This window comes from Enterococcus sp. AAFC-DPL-5146 (assembly GCF_058216635.1).
Genome location: NZ_CM177103.1, coordinates 252,407 through 269,195 on the forward strand (window position 1 = coordinate 252,407; position 16,789 = coordinate 269,195).

Below are 16,789 nucleotides of genomic sequence, written 5' to 3' on the forward strand. Positions count from 1 at the left end.
ACCATCGAAAAAGTTGCTAATTTATCTAGGTAACAAAAAAATTGGTCTATATCAATAGTGGGAAAGGGACGATGTATAAAAGATGTTAAAAAAAATATCATGGTGTTTTGTAATGTTTGTAGGTTTCTTAGGATTATTTGGATTTAGTGAGCATTCGTTGGCTGCAGAGTTAAATAGTGGAGGATTTGTTGATACGATCCAGTTTGACAAAACAGAACTGATGAATGGTGAATTGACCTCCATTCGAGTAACTTTTAGCGAAAAAGCCAATACAAAGCTAAAAGCAGGAGATGAATTAACATTGTCACTGCCTAAAGAACTTGAAGGATTAATAGAATCAGATGGCACACCACGAGAAATTGATTTAAATGGGTTGGGAACAACGCGTGTTTATAAAGATAAAATTGTTTGTACATTCAATGAAAAAGTAAGCCAGTTAGATCGTGTTCGCGGCGAGTTTACTTTTGGGGTTCGTGTGACAAACGTTGAAGAAAATACAGTAAAAGAAATACCTGCGAATTTGGGAACCTCTGTCACTGTGCCAAACATTATTGTGAGAGGACATACTGGTGGTGGTGAAGAAGGTCAGCTTCCTTTCTTTTATAAAACAGGAGATTTATTGGGTAAGTCAGGTCAAATTCGCTGGTTTTTATGCGCAAACTTAACCAAGAGCGACTTGGCTAATGATATTGTTTTGACTGATAAATCAGGTAATGGTCAAGTACAAAATAAAGATAGTTTTGTGTTTACTGTCGATAATTACTTAGGTCAGTCAAGTTTGAGTTTAGAAGAATTTGAAAATCAAGGTTATGGGACAGTTAATTTTGGCTCTGGTAATGATTTTGTTATTCGTATTTATCAGGAAAAAGCCCGTTTAGCTGCCTTCACAATTATGTATACCGCAACAATAACTGACGCTGGGAAAAAACAAGCAGCATTTACAAATGATTGCCAAATCGACTACCAAATTTTATATCAAAAACCAAGCAATGAACAAGTGACGCATAAGGTGAAAAATATCTTTTCAGATGGAAATGCCACAGGTGATGAAAATAAGTCCATCAAAGAAGGATTAGAGCAAGAAGAAATTATAGAAGATGAATCAGGTGAGCTGGAAGAAATCACACCGTTTGATCCAGAAAAAGTAACAGAAGGTAAAGAAGAAGAGCTAAATGATCCGAAAGAAGAACGTCCAGAAATCCGTGTTGATGAACAACTAGAAGTGATAGAAGACGAATCTGATGAACTAGGAGAAATCCAACCAATCGATCAAGATCAAGCAAAAGAAAGTAAAGAAGAAGACCTAAACAAAGCTAAAGAAGAACAACCAGAAATCTATGTTGATGAGCAAGAAGAAATCATAGAAGACGAATCTGGTGAATTAGAAGAAATTCAACCAATCGATCAAGACCACGCAAAAGAAAGTAAAGAAGACGAATTAAACAAAGCCAAAGAGGAACAACCAGAAATCCACGTTGATGAGCAAATAGAAACAAACGAAGATGAATCAAGTGATCTCGAGGAAATCAAACCTCTTAAACCAGAGATAGTGGAAGTAACAGAAATTCCTACGTTAGAACCTACAATCACTGGTAAAAAAGTAGAAGTACGTCAAGACAAGTCCTTAAAAGACGACAAAGTACCAAATGGGCAAACAGAAGATGAATTAGTAGCTGTAAAAGAAGAAAAGAAACAACCAAAAGCAGATAAACTACTTTTGAATGCTTCTAAAAATAGCCCTGTCCAAGCCAAAGAACAATTACCGAAAGCTGGAAGTAAAGAGAGTTATGCTACAATGATTGCTGGATTTGCAGTTATTGCACTAACTATGGGTGGGTTTGTATTAAACCGTAAAAAATTACAGTAATTTACTAAAAAATAGAACAACACATAAAAGAATAATCTGTATAAGCAGCCCTGTTTAGGCGAGTTGCTTATACAGATTATTTTGTGTCCTTGCTGTACTTCTTGAGTCCAGCAAGGACGGACCAAGTTTATTTTCCAGCAAATACTAATTGCCACGTAACGCCAAACTTATCCGTTAACCACGCTACCTTTTGAAAAATCCCCGTAGCTTCAGGTCCCATAATAACAACGCCTTCTGCAGAAAGTGCTGAGAAAATTTGATCAAACTCTTCTTCACTGTCCATCTCTACAAATAAAGAAAGATTCCACCCATTCGTAACAGGATTTTCAGGACCCATTTCCAAAAAGTAAATCAAGGTACCATTCAAATCTAACTGTCCATTTAAAACACGTTCAGGATAATCCTCGTAATAAGTAACCGATTGAATCGTCGTATTTGGAAAAACGTCAACATAGAAATCCATTTGCTTTTTTGCATGCTCCGTTACTGAAATAAATGTTATTGGTTGTTTCATCTTATTCACGCTCCTTACCTGTACGATAACAGGTTTAGTAAGAATTTCAATTGATGTGCTCAATATCTATCAAATAGATAAATTCATACAAAAATAAAGAGTCTCAAAGAAATGTAAGAAAGTTTGAATCGTTTTTTTAATCAGTTGTTGTAATCTTCAACTCTTTAAAGAAAGCCTCTGTACCAATATCCACAAACAAACCAATCGCTCCTTTGGCACCAGCACCATGTTTCATGTCTTCAACCACTAAGACAGGTTCTTCACTGTCGTTTAAATAAAATTCTCCTCTAGCGCCATTAATAACCGCTTTTAAGGTGATCCATTCATCAAGACCAATATCAGCTGGACCTTCAAAATCAGTGATTCCAAGATTTCTGAAATAGTCAAAGGTATATTTAGGATAAGAAAAATATTGGACACCACGATTTTTTCGTACAGGATCAGTTATGCGACCATTTGTAGGACGTACGTAGAACGATTCAAAGTTTGTATCGTCGTCATTGATTCTAAAGGCAATACCGATAAAACCACGTGCAAAATCGGGTGCATCGGGTAATAATCGGCTTAACATTTTCACTTCGATTGTCCCATTATGGAAAGTTGAGCCAACTAATTTAGCATACGTATTTTCGTCAAATTCCATTAATTTGTCTTTTTTTACAACTCTTAAAACAGGTTCGTTGTTTAGCGTTGTATACTCCACGTTGGTATGAACGGCCTCAATGGGTGTCATTTCACTATTCATTTAGATATCCTCCTCAATAATTGCGTATCTCTTTAATAAAAGTATAGACAATTTTTTAGAAAAAGGTAAGTAGGCACAAATTTGTAACTATTTATCCAAGCTGCTTTTTATAAAACTGCCCCCATTGTCTCATAGATTCAATAACAGGGAGCAACGTTTCTCCTAGTGGTGTTAGTTGATATTCAACGTGAGGGGGTACTTTTTGAAAATCCACTCGTTCTACAATACCATCTACTATCATGGAATTAAGACTCTCAGTCAAAACTTTTTGGGAGATTCCAGATAATGAGCGTTTTAGTTCAGAATTTCTTTTTGGACCAGTGATGAGATCTCGTAAAATCAATGTTTTCCATTTACTGCCGATCAATTGAACAGTTGTTGCTACGTCGCAAAGCGGCATTTCTTCTTTTTTTATCATTGAAAATCACTCCTATGTATGATGTCTAAGATGCTAGTACCTAGGCTTATTATAGTTTTTATAGCTACCGAAAATAGAGGGTTAGATTTAGGGAAATTGACTCTAAAGGCAAAAGCAGTTACACTAAATCTGAACGTATATTTAGATATACGATAAAAAACAGTGCGCTAACACTGACTTGTCAGCTGAGTTTTGACCAAAGCTCGAAGGTATTATAAAATGGTCACTATCTCACTTTAGTCGAGAGGATAGTGGTCTTTTTTACTTAAAGAGTAGAGTGACAAAGATTTTAATCACTTGTACAATATAGTAAGCAACAAGTGTTCTACAATTTTAGAAGTAATAACTTTAGTATATCAAAGTAATGGATGGATAGGAATGGAATACTTCACTGTATACATTAGTTATAATAATAAAAAAAACGCGAATCCTGTAGTGTTAAAGCTTCGCGGCTTTTATATTATTCTTCATTATTAAATTATGAAATTCTATATCGTAATCAGTCGTAAATAAGTTTATAATAGATGGCAGTATACAAATATCGGAGGGTTCTCACGTGAAAAAACTGGGTTTTGATCCACAAAAGTACATCGAAGAACAATCAAAATATATTCTTGAAAGAGTTAATCACTATGACAAGTTATATTTAGAATTTGGCGGCAAATTAATCGGCGATATGCATGCAAAACGTGTTTTACCAGGATTTGATGCGGATGCTAAAATCAAACTTTTACAAAAACTAAAAGATCAAGCTGAGATTTTGATTTGTGTTTATGCAGGCGATATTGAGCGTAATAAAATTCGTGGCGATTATGGGATTACCTATGACATGGATATTTTACGCCAAATTGATGAACTAAGAGAATACGGCTTAGCAGTCAATAGTGTGGTTATTACCCGCTACAGTGGACAACCTTCTACAAAAATGTTTATTAACAAGTTGGAGAGAAGAAATATCAAAGTTTATAAACACGCGGCAATCGAAGATTATCCATCAAATCTTGAAAAAATCGTCAGCGAAGAAGGCTTTGGTAAAAATGATTATATCCCAACAACGAAACCAATCGTGGTCGTGACAGCACCAGGACCTGGTAGTGGGAAATTAGCGACTTGTTTGAATCAACTGTATCATGAAAGTCGTAACGGAAAGACTGCTGGCTATTCAAAATTTGAGACCTTCCCAGTTTGGAATGTACCGTTGAAACATCCATTAAATATTGCCTATGAAGCAGCAACTGTTGATTTAAAAGATGTGAATATGATCGATTCATTCCACTTTGATAAATACCAAAAAGTTGCGGTCAACTATAATCGTGATGTTGAGACCTTCCCTGTGATCAAACGAATCATTGAAAAAATTACGGGAGAAGAATCTGTCTATCAATCACCGACTGATATGGGTGTTAACCGTGTTGGCTTTGGGATTATCGATGATGATGTAGTGAAAGAAGCGTCTAAGCAAGAAATTATCCGTCGCTGTTTTGCCACAGAATGTGACTTTAAAAAAGGGTTGATCGATGAAGAAACAGTCAACCGCATTAAATTGATTATGGAAGAAGTCGAGCTTAAAAAAGAAGACCGAAAAGCGGTGCTTCCTGCTAGAGAGTATTCAGAACGATTAAGAGAACAAACTCAAAGTAATGATACACCTGCCGTTATTGCGTTTGAGCTAACAGATGGCAGAATTGTAACAGGAAGAACAAGTAGTTTAATGGATTCTTGTTCATCGGCTATTTTGAATTCTATTAAGACATTAGCCAATATATCGGATGAAATTTTATTGCTATCTCCAGTGATTCTCGAAACCATTCAAACAATGAAAAGAAAAGATCTACACAGTAAAATTACGGCTTTAAAAGCCAATGAAATTTTGATTGCCTTAGCAATCAGTGCTGTGACGAACCCGACAGCGCAATTAGCCTATGATAAATTATCGGAATTGAATGGTGTCCAAGCGCATTCTACTGTGATGTTGAGCAAGAATGATGAGCAAACACTAAGAGAATTAGGCTTGGATATTACCAGTGATGCGGTTTATCCGTCTGAGAATTTGTATTATATTTAGTTAGATTGAAAAACAAACTGATCAGAAAACAGTTGAAGTTGAATGAATAGATATATATTTATATAACAGTTAAACAGCTGAATATCGGCTGTTTTTTTGTTTTACCAAGAGGGAATATAAAATCAGTCATAACTATATCTAACTGTAAAATAGAATTAGGGGGACAACAAAGATTATAAAAATTATCAGAGGCATTCTAATATAGAATACCTCTGATAGTTTAAGCTAAAAAAATCAATGTATCATTGTTTTAATAACTCTAAATACTTCTTACTTGAAAAACAATGATATTTTAAAAACAGGCATATAAAAACATAATATTAAAACAATACTAGCGAACTTTCATCGGATATTATTTGTGCTCAAAATCTGTATTATCTTTTGGTTATAATCCAACTGCGATTAAAATTTTTCTAGAAATACTTCATTTTCACAATCTAGACATATAATTGGCGCATTTTGGTATTCTAATGCTTTTATAGGTTTATCTTGAAAAGAATTTACTTTACTAGGAAATTGCCACTTAGTCCAGCATTTTTCATAGGTTACTATTTCCTTTTTACATCTATTACAATAAAATTTTTTGGTTTTGTTATCATACATAGTATATACGCTCTCTTTCTCAAATGCTTTTTTATTAGTGGCCTATGGAAAGTGTAAATTAAGCATCGCCTAATTCTTTAAATTTTTAGATGGTTAATTCAGGCGATATGTCGTTAATTTCATTTTTCTGTGAAAGTTCCTAGTAAGTATTACAATCGTTAGTTTCTTTTATATTAGCATATTTCAATATTATCCAAAATATTAGTGAATAAATAGGCTAGTTCTGCCATATTAATAAGGGTGAAGCCGGTTTATTAAATGTTTAAGTTCGCTTCGGCCCTTGAAAACTCGAAAGGTACTACTTAAGTATTTCTGAAAACTTGAGCATGTGAACCTGTTGTAAGTAACTACAATTCTAAACAGCTATTATCAATTCGATAAACAAGTAACCAATAATCAGCATTTTCTGACGCCTTACTTTTGAGCATTCAATTCCCAAATAATCCCAAATTTATCTTCGATTTTAGCATAGAATGAATCCCAAAAAGTCTCTTCAAGTTTTGTAATGCTCTTTGAACCAGTTGCTAACATCTTTTCTTCCAGAAGCTTTATGTCAGCAGTCTTTTCAATCTCAAGCCAGATACTAGTCTGTGAGCTTGCAGAACAATCCTCTTTGCTTTTCTTTTCAAGAAAATCATTTGCTAGAATAACACTTTCTCCAAGTTTAAAACTAGCATAAGCAATACAATCTTTTCGACTTTCATCTTCCATAAACTCCACATCTTCAAATGTAGATTTTTCTAGAATTTCAGCTCCAAAGATATCGACATAATAATTTAATGCATCGTCACACTCGTCATAAAAATATAGATAAGGGGTTCCTGTTTTAATCATTTTTCCATCTCCATTCCATCAACTTACGACTAGTTTATCATTTCATGGTCGAATAATATTGTTCTAGATTGTGTTCTTTAAACGGGAGATCAAAAATTTTCCCACATTCACTAATATTGGTGGGTCTTCTGGTATCGGTTCTCTCAGTTTAATCGTGTAATGATTGCCAGAACAGTTTGGAAAAGATAGACGTTCATCTTCTTTACCTCGTAAACTATTTCCTAAGTTAAAGTAAGATAAAATATTATTGGAACGGCTTATTGCACAAGCTAATAAATAATAGTCTCCACTTGGAATATTTTTCAATTTATTTCCTATTAAATTTTTAGTAGCTAATCCAGATATAGGCATATGATTCGGTATAAGTGTACGGAAAAGTCCAATAAATAGGATCCCCGTTTCAAATCCATCAGGTACTTCAATCGTTACTGTACAAAAAGAATGACTCTTTTCTTCAAAATGCGCTATCGACTGATCCTTATCATCCGTTTCAAAACGTTTCATATCATCAAAAAGTTCACTCATTTCAGTTTTGTAGGCTCTAGGTGAACTACCAGTGTATTTTTTAAACGTGTTCGTGAAACTACCACTGCTTTCAAAACCTGAATGTTCTTGTAGATCGATGACTCTCTTTTCTTCATCAAGTTCAATAATCGCCTTTTCAACTTTTAAACTAGAGAGGAATTCAACAACACTGAATCCATTTATTTCTTTAAATTTCCGACTAAAGTGATGTTTATCATAACCAAAGTGAAGGGCAATTTCCTCACTCGTCATTTTTCTACTAACAGCTTCTTCTGAAATGAAAGAAAGAATTTCAGGCATCTTCGTTTTCATTTTTATCCCTCCTTCTCAGAGAACTATCTTCTAATAAATCGTATCAATAAATAAACTATATCACTACTTAGTTTACACAAAAAGAAAGAGTTTTCCAATAAAATTTAAACTATTCAATGGTTTATCAAAAAGTTACAGGCACACTGAATAATCTGATAAAGTCTATAGTTTTCAATATGTTATTCTTATCTTACGTAATATTTACAAAAGTGATTATATGGTTGGTCGATTTAGCTAAAAAGATGAATATTATGTAGTGGATAAAATTAACTGATTTACCAAAGGAGACATTCAGATGGAAGATAAAATTAGTACCGATGCAGCGACAGTAAATTCTTTAACAAGTAAATTTACAAGAAGCCTCTCATCATTATCATTCAAAGCAAAACAAACAAATAGCATGAGCTTTTCTGAAAGTAGTGCTGCTAGCGCGATGAAAAGCAGTGTTTCTTCTCTAAGTTCTATCATATCAACATTCAAAAGCAACGCGTCTAAAGACATTGGAAACTTAGAAAAAATACACCAAGCTATCAAACAGGCTGAAAAAAATGCAGTAAAGTAGGTGCTTTATGGAAGAAAAACAACTACAAGTAAAAATCGAAGAATATGAAGAGCGAAAAATAGCGTTAAAGAAAAAAGATACCGAAAGTGATTTTCTAATCAATGATCTACAGCGTGTTTACCAACAACAAGCCGCAATATTAGAAGAATTTCTTTATTACAGCAAAGGAACAGAAGCAGAACGTTCTGCCAGAATAGACTTAGAAATGCTAGAAGACGAACGAACAGAAGCATTCCGAACCTTTGATGCAGGAAAAGAAGAGCTAACAGAATTAGTCAGTGAAACAGAACGTAAAAGAGTTCAAGCAGAAGACGACCTCCTATGGCTGCAGAAAAAGAAACTAGCACAAGAGGAGGAAAAAGATGCCTAAATTTAGATATACGGAATGGCAAAATGTTGCCAGTGAAGTCCAAACGTTGCGTTTAACTGTGTTAGATCAACTAAATTCTTTTAAAGAGGCGCAACAAGCATTTCAAAGTGCAGGAAAACTATCTGGTACAGGGTGGGAGTCTACCAAAAGTTATTTCGATGCTTACTCAGAAGTGTCAACGACAGTGGGCAATGCCTTAAATACTCTTGATGATGCGATTACCTCTTATTTGAGCGCTTTTACATCAGAAGTTGGACCTGCAGAAAATGATTTAGACACTGCAAAAATGGAAGAGTTGAAAGCTGAGTTACGTCGTCTACAAGCAGAAAATGATGTAATCATGGAAGCTTTGGCAAAAGCCTTTGAAGATGTGCCATTTGTGAATCAATTTTTTAATAAACAAAGTATGCTAGGAACCGCAAAGAAAATTGAAATTCTCGAAAAATATAGCGCTTTTGAAGCAGCGCATGGCAGTGATTTCTCAGAGGTACAAACAGTTATTGCTTCGATTGCCGAAGGATTAGCCTTTCTAGGCAGTGCTGGAAATTTTTCAGGCGGTAAAGATGGTTATAAAACCATTGATTTTAAAAATCAAAAATGGTATAAAGCACTAAAGGACTTTAACAAAGCACAACCGAAAGACCGGATCGATGTGGTCATCAAAGAATTATCGAATGGTGTCGAATATCAGATTTATCGCAATGGGAAACTGGATGTTCAAAAAACAAAAGAGTTACATGAACTGTTTCGTGCCCATAATATTGAATTGTTTAAAGAGTATGGACCAGAGATTTTTAAAATCCTTACCAATATTGATGATATTGAGATCCTGTTTGGGAAGGATTCTACAACGATGCAGCGTTCATCTTCTGGTGTTTTCTTACTACTCGCAGTATTGCCGATCGATCGAGTGAAGGATATTTTGAAGTCGGCTAAGTTGCTTAGAAATGGTGATTATACGCTGGATGCGATTAAGTTGACTGCTAAAGAGTGGGAAGCGTTGAAAGAGTTTGAGAAGTCAGCGGATGTTGTTAAGACTGTTGATAGAGGGAAAGATGCAGGGAAAGTTAGTGGGTTGGATAATTTAAAATTTGGAAAAAATTCGAGGAATCATTTAAAAAATGTAGAAGCTGTTAATACTAAAAAAGGTGTTGTTGGCGGTCACAATATAAATGATTTCAATCATGCACTGCAAAATCAAGGATTTAATCCAGAAAACTTGATTGTTTCAAAAAGACCACACCCAACTGTTGAAGGTATTTATGAAATAGAATACAAAATTCCTAGAAAAGATATGACTGGTAATGTTGCAGAACCAATATCTTATAAGAATATTGAAAAACCAAAAACAGTTTATGACCCCGCAAAAATTAGTGATAATCAAATGTTTGAATGGGGACAGTCTGCCATGAAAAATGGAAAAATTCAACCAGATGGGCGGACAATTATTGGAAATTCTCCAAACGGGATAAAGTTTATAGGTTATTTAAATGGTGCAGGAGAAGTAACTAATTTTTTCCCTGTATTAAACTAGAATGATTGGATTGTGAATAATATGGAAAATGAATTTCAACTTTTAGATGATAAGAAAAGTATAGATCAATTAATGTTGACCTATTTTTCAATAATAAGTGGAAAAGATTTAAAAAGAGCTTTATATGCTTTTGAAGAAAAAAAAGGGTATGGAGTAGAAATAGTTTTCGCTTCATTTAAAAACGATTTAGATGACTACGATATGGCACAATTACCTAAACCACTAGATGATAAACATGTTTTGGTTGAATTAGGTTCTCCAGCTGTAGAAGTAGACCAACTAGCATACTTAGATTTTAAAACTTTTTATAATTATTTAGAAGAGAATGTAAAAAAAGAGATAGAAAAAAATTTAGGAGAAGGTGAATTAATAGAGCTGTTAAAAAAAGTTAAAAAAAGTTTGGGAATATAGTTTTTGTAAAATAAAAAAGCTACTCTATCACTCAGCGGCTGTTGTTAAGGTCATGTTTAGCTTTATAGCAGTAGGAGGGGATATAAGATGATTATTGTAAAAAAGTGAATTGGATAGATATAGATTCAAAAGAGGCAGATATTTTACTTTCAGATGGTACGTATTCCATTGAATGTTTTTGTAGTGATTGTAATTTTTCAGAAGGTGACGCATTTTCAGATATTCTTTATGGATTTAATGTTAGAAATATCGTGAAAAGCTTCAATGAGGAGTATGTAATAGTTGAAAAAAACGGTAGCTACTCTATTCAAGGTAAACTTGTAGATAAGGACAGTGAGATTTTACAAATAGGAGAGCTTAAAATAGATATATCTGATGGTGATATACCTAAGGACATTGACGAGAATGATTATGTAGAAGTTGACGTTTCAAGAATTGACAGTTATTAAAATAGTAGTTTCTTCACTTTCCAAAAGTATTATCCAACTCAAAAAAGTCTAAAGAATTTTTGCTAGACTTTTTTGAGTTGGAAGTGAATTTAAATACATAGAAGTTGGTATAAAGCACTAAAGGACTTTAACAAGGCACAGCCGAAAGGCCGGATCGATGTGGTGATCAAAGAATTATCGAATGGTGTCGAATATCAGATTTATCGCAATGGGAAACTGGATGTTCAAAAAACAAAAGAGTTACATGAACTATTTCGTGCCCATAATATTGAATTGTTTAAAGAGTATGGACCAGAGATTTTTAAAATCCTTACCAATATTGATGATATTGAGATCCTGTTTGGGAAGGATTCTACAACGATGCAGCGTTCATCTTCTGGTGTTTTCTTACTACTCGCAGTATTGCCGATCGATCGAGTGAAGGATATTTTGAAGTCGGCTAAGTTGCTTAGAAATGGTGATTATTCGCTTGATGCGATTAAGTTGACTGCTAAAGAGTGGGAAGCGTTGAAAGAGTTTGAGAAGTCAGCGGATGTTGTTAAGACTGTTGATAGAGGGAAAGATGCAGGGAAAGTTAGTGGAGTTGGAAACTCTAAATATAACTATAGTCATAGTGTGATTGAAAAGGCGAAATTAGATCCTTTGTATCATGATTTTCCTAAGAACTTGGATATTGATATTTTATCTAATCCAGTAATTACTAGAGCTGATGGACGAATAGAGCATTTGGCTAAAGGAGCTGTAAATGGTGAAAGTGGAGTTTATCAAGTTACAGTAAAAGGAGATAGTATTATACATCGTACTTTTATTCCTGAGTCTGACTGGGCAAGGTTCTCAAAAGTAAACGAACTACCAGAATTTATAAAAATACCTTCATTGAAGTAAAGGAGAATTAGAATGGAACAATATAGATATACTATATCAGGTGAATATAAAGATTGGTGTGAAATTTATAAAAATGATATTCTCATTCACAGTGGCTCATTATTGGGAATTATAAAAAAATTAAATAATGAAATTCTGTTAAAAGTGAATTATGGTACTGAACAGTATTTTTACTCGGTTTTGAAAAGTTTCAATGATCTTGTAGTAGCAGTACCTCGAGATTCTGATGTTGTTCAAAGCGAATATAAGTATCAACCTATACTATTTAACCCCAAAGAGTTTCAAACATTTGTTGACAATATTTATTTTGATGAAAAACTATTAGAAAATCTGTCAAGAGTATCTAAAGAGGATATCATAAATATGTGGTTGTTATCCAATCCCAAGCACAAAAATTATTCTAATATATCTGAAATGAGGAAAGATGTATTAGATAATATATTATTTTTTTCTGATGATAATTACGATATGACTTGTTTAAAAGAGAGTATCAATGCTTCAAAATTTTCAATTAATCCAATTTCCATTGAACATGAATCAATAATAATTTACATGGATAGTGAAGAAGGAGTCTATGAATGGAATAGCTTAATAAAAATAGATAATAAGGTATATTTAAAAATAGATAATAATTATTATATAAAGTAACTACACTATTGAATAAATTCAAGTTTCTAGAGCATTATTCAATTCAAAAAAAGTCTAGAGGAAATTCTTCTAGGCTTTTTTGAATTAGAAATGAATGATACTAAACACAAAGATAGGTGATCATTTTTACTGGGTGAGCCATGTTGAACCTCCTAATGATTTCTATTTTTTCATTCATTGTTTTTGTTCTTAAGTCTATTTTAGAGTTTATAACTCTATCTTGAAATGATTAAAAAAGGAGATAAGTCATGCAATATATATAGCGGATAAGAGAATTATGTGAGGATAACGATTATACGCAAAGAGAAGTCGCAGCGCTGTTGAATGTTGGACAAAGAACTTATGCTGATTATGAATATGGAAAAACGAGGATACCTTTAGGTTCTATGGTTATCCTTGCCAAATTTTATGACGTTGATATGAATTATATTTGTGGGGTTAGTGATGCGAAAATGCATTTTCCAAATAAGAAGGGAAAATAAAATTATCGTGTTAAAGATTTTTTAAGAGGGGCTATATCAAGGAGCTCGTTTTAAAATTACAGAGTTTATCTTAGCAAATTTTTTAAGTAGAAGAAATATTATCTATCAATACTAAAAAAAGCATAAGCTCTCTTAGTTCGCTCATTATTATATATATAAACTAGCGATTTAATTCTCCCCAATCGCACATCCCCTCTAATATTGGAATTAAAGTTTCGCCTTTTTTGGATAAACTATACTCAACTTTTGGTGGTATCTGAGGGTATTCCTTTCGAATAATAATCTCATTTGCTTCTAATTCCTTTAGTGAATTTGTTAGTGATTTAAATGAGATTGAACCAATACACCTTTTAAGTTCATTATATCGTAATACACCTTTTTCAAATAACCAAAATAAAATGATGATTTTATGTTTCCCGCCTATAATTGATAAAGTATAGCCAAAACCTGTATTTTCAATATTCTCGTTAGTTTTACTGCAACCATCAATCATGCTACACTCTCCTTTAAGTTAGTATCTAACTTTTATTTGCGTACTGTTCAGCAAAGATAATATATCATATACTTGATAAGTAGTAAATATTAAATACACATAGATGGTATAAGGGGAGAAAAATATGAGTACATTGATAGTCGTGGCACATCCAAATATAAATGATTCAAAAGTAAATTTAAGTTGGGTCAAAGAATTGAGAAATTATCCGGAAGAATTCTATGTTCATAATTTATATGAAACTAGAAATAAAAATGGTTTTAATGTTTTGGAGGAACAAAAACTAATTGAAAATTACGACAAATTAGTTCTCCAATTTCCAATTTATTGGTTTAACTGTCCGCCATTAATGAAAAAGTGGTTGGATGATGTCTTTCTAGAGGGCTGGGCTTATGGAAATAATAATAAAATGAAAAATCATGATGTTCGTTTAATCGTGACAGCTGGTATTAAAGAGAGTAGTTATGCCAAAGATGGGCGATATAAGCATACTCTCGATGAAATTTTAATACCTTTTGAAACTACGTTTAATTATATGCAAGCTAACTACAAAGGCTTCTATGCCTTTTATAGCGCAGAGCATGAGTCAACAAATACTCGCATTAAAGCCAGTCTTCCAGAAATGCTAAAATTCATAAGAAAGACATAGAGTTCTGAGTAGGTGAAATATTGATAAATGAAAGTAACTGGATACGTGTCCTATTTGTAAAAATAAGACACGAATTAAAGTACGTGAAAATACGCAGAGCCAATAACTTGGAAGAAAGATTCCTTGTTATTGGCTCTTTTTGATTGTATTTAGATAGTTTATGACTGCGGCAATGGCTCATAGGAGCATTGCTATGCCCAAAATAATAAATAACCTTAATATAGAATCTCCATACACATTTTTGCTGTGAAGCTTAAGTGTGTATTTTTTTATCTTTTTTTTCAATTTTCTCGAACTTTTCACCTTTTTCTCTGTTATAGAAGCGAGCAAAGAGTTCCTCTCCTCTCCTCTCTTTGCAACAGAAAAGGGGTGAAAACTTATGTCGAATACTTCTCCTCATCAAAGAACGACTAGGACATGAAGATATCGAGACGACACTGGGAACTTAGGATCATTTATATCCAAACAGTAATTTTGAAGTAGCCGATATGTTGAAAGGTAGTATTGCTGTTAATTTATCAAGTGAAAATTTAGTACCTGAAACTAAAAATCAATTTTCAAAAAACAAACTGTGACTATATTGTGACTATGTAAAAAAGAAAAGTCGTTAAAACATTGATAAAACAACGTTTTAGCGACTTTTATACTTATTCCCATTCAACAGTAGCAGGTGGCTTACTAGTAATATCATAAACAATCCGATTCACATGATCCACTTCATTCACGATCCTCACAGAAATCTTCTGCAACACATCCCAAGGAATTCTCGCAAAATCAGCTGTCATCCCATCAATCGAAGTCACTGCACGAATGCCCACAGTATAATCATACGTACGGCCATCACCCATCACACCTACACTACGGATGCCAGGTAACACAGTAAAGTACTGCCAAATATCACGATCTAAACCAGCATTGGCAATTTCTTCACGTAAAATCGCATCAGAGTTACGCACGATTTCTAATTTTTCTTCGGTAATTTCACCAAGTACACGAATTCCTAAACCAGGACCTGGGAAAGGTTGGCGCCAAACAAGTGCTTCCGGCATACCTAATTCGATTCCTAAAGCACGAACTTCATCTTTAAATAACGTATTCAACGGCTCGATCAATTCAAATTGCATATCTTCCGGCAATCCGCCCACATTATGGTGAGATTTGATTGTTTGCGCTGTTTCAGTGCCGCTTTCTACGATATCTGTATAAAGGGTACCTTGTGCTAGGAAGTCGATACCGTCAAGTTTTGTTGCTTCATCGTCGAAAAGATAGACGAATTCGTTCCCAATGATTTTACGTTTTTTCTCTGGATCAGAAACGCCAGCTAATTTATCTAAGAAACGTTCTTTTGCATCTACTTTAATGATGTTTAAGCCAAATTTTCCGCCTAAACTATCCATTACTTGTTCTGCTTCACCTTTGCGCAATAAACCATGATCTACAAAGATACAAGTTAATTGATCGCCAATGGCTTTTTGTAACAGCACACCAACAACGCTTGAATCCACACCGCCTGAAAGGCCAAGAAGGACTTTTTTATCGCCAACTTGTTCACGGATTTTGTTGATTTCCATGTCGATGAAGTTACCCATTGTCCAGTCGCCTTCACAATGACAAATATCAAAAGTAAAATGACGCAATAAGTCATTCCCATATTCAGAGTGACGAACTTCTGGATGGAATTGTACGCCGTAAAGGTTGCGAGCAGTATCTTCAACTGCAGCAAACGGACAATCTGCGCTAGTTGCGACAGTTTCAAAGCTATCAGGGATAGCAGCGACTAGGTCACCATGACTCATCCAAGCGATTTGTTTTTCAGGTGTTCCTTTAAAGATAGGTGAATCAGGAATCAAAAGTGATAGCTCTGACTTGCCGTATTCACGGTTGCCAGCAGGCTCAACTTTTCCGCCTAAATTATGCATCATCAGTTGCATACCGTAACAAATCCCTAGAATTGGAATGCCTAATTCATAAATTTCAGGATCGATACTAAACGCATTTTCATCATAAACACTATTTGGGCCACCAGAGAAAATAATTCCTTTTGGTGCCATTTCGCGAATTTCATCCGCTGTGATTCGGTGGCTCAATAATTCTGAGAACACGCCAAATTCACGAATACGTCGAGTAATCAATTGGTTATATTGACTACCAAAGTCTAAAACAATAATTTTTTCGACAGTTGTCAAATCGGCAACATTGGTCACATTTATTACCCCTATCCATTTAGATTTATCTAATAAGAGGTTGTAAAAAAAGCGTTTAGGTTCGAGCGTAGAAGGAACAACACGCAAATGTTGCGTCTTGTACTTTTCAACATCAAATCGCTAGGCTCTTTGTGTTTCAAAGCAAGAAACCTGCATTTTTTACACCGTTTATGGAGAACTTACCGTTAGGAAAGTTCTGACCCCTTTAGAATCAAGTTA

19 protein-coding genes are annotated in these 16,789 nt (G+C 34.1%); 12 read left to right on the forward strand and 7 right to left on the reverse strand.

The genetic code is table 11. The annotated features are described in order from the left end of the window. Positions 1-82 precede the first annotated feature (82 nt). Positions 83-1,867: a collagen binding domain-containing protein gene (locus AC4BB2_RS01100; protein WP_490473633.1), complete on the forward strand. Its 1,785-nt coding sequence runs from the start codon at positions 83-85 to the stop codon at positions 1,865-1,867. 127 nt (positions 1,868-1,994) lie between these two features. Here AC4BB2_RS01100 and AC4BB2_RS01105 read toward each other — a convergent pair whose 3' ends face one another. The 3 genes from AC4BB2_RS01105 to AC4BB2_RS01115 form a co-directional block, all read right to left on the reverse strand. Continuing rightward, entirely contained in the window at positions 1,995-2,381 is a 387-nt protein-coding gene (locus AC4BB2_RS01105) for a VOC family protein (RefSeq protein ID WP_490473634.1), read from the reverse strand. A gap of 136 nt (positions 2,382-2,517) precedes the next feature. Then, entirely contained in the window at positions 2,518-3,126 is a 609-nt protein-coding gene (locus AC4BB2_RS01110; protein ID WP_490473635.1) for a hypothetical protein, read from the reverse strand. A 91-nt stretch (positions 3,127-3,217) separates the two neighbouring features. Continuing rightward, positions 3,218-3,544, reverse strand: coding sequence for a winged helix-turn-helix transcriptional regulator (locus tag AC4BB2_RS01115; RefSeq protein ID WP_069646005.1), 327 nt, complete (start codon positions 3,542-3,544; stop codon positions 3,218-3,220). Positions 3,545-4,100: 556 nt separating this feature from the next. On the opposite strand from AC4BB2_RS01115, the gene AC4BB2_RS01120 reads away from it, so the two are divergent. After that, positions 4,101-5,609, forward strand: coding sequence for a DUF1846 domain-containing protein (locus AC4BB2_RS01120; protein WP_490473636.1), 1,509 nt, complete (start codon positions 4,101-4,103; stop codon positions 5,607-5,609). A 1,017-nt stretch (positions 5,610-6,626) separates the two neighbouring features. Here the strand turns inward: AC4BB2_RS01120 and AC4BB2_RS01125 are convergent. Continuing rightward, positions 6,627-7,046, reverse strand: a complete 420-nt coding sequence (locus AC4BB2_RS01125; protein WP_490473637.1) for a VOC family protein — start codon at positions 7,044-7,046, stop codon at positions 6,627-6,629. A gap of 63 nt (positions 7,047-7,109) precedes the next feature. Beyond that, entirely contained in the window at positions 7,110-7,883 is a 774-nt protein-coding gene (locus tag AC4BB2_RS01130) for a helix-turn-helix domain-containing protein (protein WP_490473638.1), read from the reverse strand. Between the two features lie 295 nt (positions 7,884-8,178). On the opposite strand from AC4BB2_RS01130, the gene AC4BB2_RS01135 reads away from it, so the two are divergent. The 8 genes from AC4BB2_RS01135 (at position 8,179) to AC4BB2_RS01170 (ending at position 13,224) form a co-directional block, all read left to right on the forward strand. Then, the gene (locus AC4BB2_RS01135; protein WP_490473639.1) at positions 8,179-8,445 is read left to right on the forward strand and encodes a DUF3130 family protein; all 267 of its coding nucleotides are present in this window, start codon (positions 8,179-8,181) and stop codon (positions 8,443-8,445) included. A 7-nt stretch (positions 8,446-8,452) separates the two neighbouring features. Further along, positions 8,453-8,815 carry a hypothetical protein gene (locus tag AC4BB2_RS01140; RefSeq protein ID WP_490473640.1) on the forward strand — a complete coding sequence of 121 codons (363 nt, stop codon included), beginning with the start codon at positions 8,453-8,455 and terminating at the stop codon, positions 8,813-8,815. Then, a complete protein-coding gene (locus AC4BB2_RS01145; RefSeq protein WP_490473641.1) occupies positions 8,808-10,349 on the forward strand; it encodes an EndoU domain-containing protein in 1,542 nt (513 codons plus the stop codon). The genes AC4BB2_RS01140 and AC4BB2_RS01145 overlap by 8 nt, the downstream gene beginning before the upstream one ends. Positions 10,350-10,370: 21 nt before the next feature. Beyond that, positions 10,371-10,760 (forward strand): ribonuclease toxin immunity protein CdiI, encoded by a 390-nt coding sequence (cdiI, locus tag AC4BB2_RS01150; protein WP_490473642.1) that lies wholly within the window; start codon positions 10,371-10,373, stop codon positions 10,758-10,760. 104 nt (positions 10,761-10,864) lie between these two features. Further along, positions 10,865-11,209, forward strand: a complete 345-nt coding sequence (locus AC4BB2_RS01155; protein ID WP_490473643.1) for a hypothetical protein — start codon at positions 10,865-10,867, stop codon at positions 11,207-11,209. Positions 11,210-11,371: 162 nt separating this feature from the next. Then, positions 11,372-12,094, forward strand: coding sequence for a hypothetical protein (locus tag AC4BB2_RS01160; protein ID WP_490473644.1), 723 nt, complete (start codon positions 11,372-11,374; stop codon positions 12,092-12,094). A gap of 12 nt (positions 12,095-12,106) precedes the next feature. Further along, the gene (locus tag AC4BB2_RS01165) at positions 12,107-12,742 is read left to right on the forward strand and encodes a hypothetical protein (protein WP_490473645.1); all 636 of its coding nucleotides are present in this window, start codon (positions 12,107-12,109) and stop codon (positions 12,740-12,742) included. A gap of 266 nt (positions 12,743-13,008) precedes the next feature. Beyond that, positions 13,009-13,224, forward strand: coding sequence for a helix-turn-helix domain-containing protein (locus tag AC4BB2_RS01170; RefSeq protein WP_490474653.1), 216 nt, complete (start codon positions 13,009-13,011; stop codon positions 13,222-13,224). 160 nt (positions 13,225-13,384) lie between these two features. Here AC4BB2_RS01170 and AC4BB2_RS01175 read toward each other — a convergent pair whose 3' ends face one another. Further along, on the reverse strand, positions 13,385-13,717 hold the full coding sequence (locus AC4BB2_RS01175) for a winged helix-turn-helix transcriptional regulator (RefSeq protein WP_490473646.1): 333 nt from the start codon (positions 13,715-13,717) through the stop codon (positions 13,385-13,387). A 124-nt stretch (positions 13,718-13,841) separates the two neighbouring features. On the opposite strand from AC4BB2_RS01175, the gene AC4BB2_RS01180 reads away from it, so the two are divergent. Together AC4BB2_RS01180 and AC4BB2_RS01185 are read left to right on the forward strand one after the other, a co-directional pair. After that, entirely contained in the window at positions 13,842-14,366 is a 525-nt protein-coding gene (locus tag AC4BB2_RS01180; protein WP_490473647.1) for an NAD(P)H-dependent oxidoreductase, read from the forward strand. Positions 14,367-14,403: 37 nt separating this feature from the next. After that, the gene (locus AC4BB2_RS01185) at positions 14,404-14,472 is read left to right on the forward strand and encodes a cysteine-rich KTR domain-containing protein (RefSeq protein WP_490474654.1); all 69 of its coding nucleotides are present in this window, start codon (positions 14,404-14,406) and stop codon (positions 14,470-14,472) included. A 541-nt stretch (positions 14,473-15,013) separates the two neighbouring features. Here AC4BB2_RS01185 and guaA read toward each other — a convergent pair. Next, on the reverse strand, positions 15,014-16,570 hold the full coding sequence (gene guaA, locus AC4BB2_RS01190; protein ID WP_490473648.1) for a glutamine-hydrolyzing GMP synthase: 1,557 nt from the start codon (positions 16,568-16,570) through the stop codon (positions 15,014-15,016). Positions 16,571-16,789: the final 219 nt, after the last annotated feature.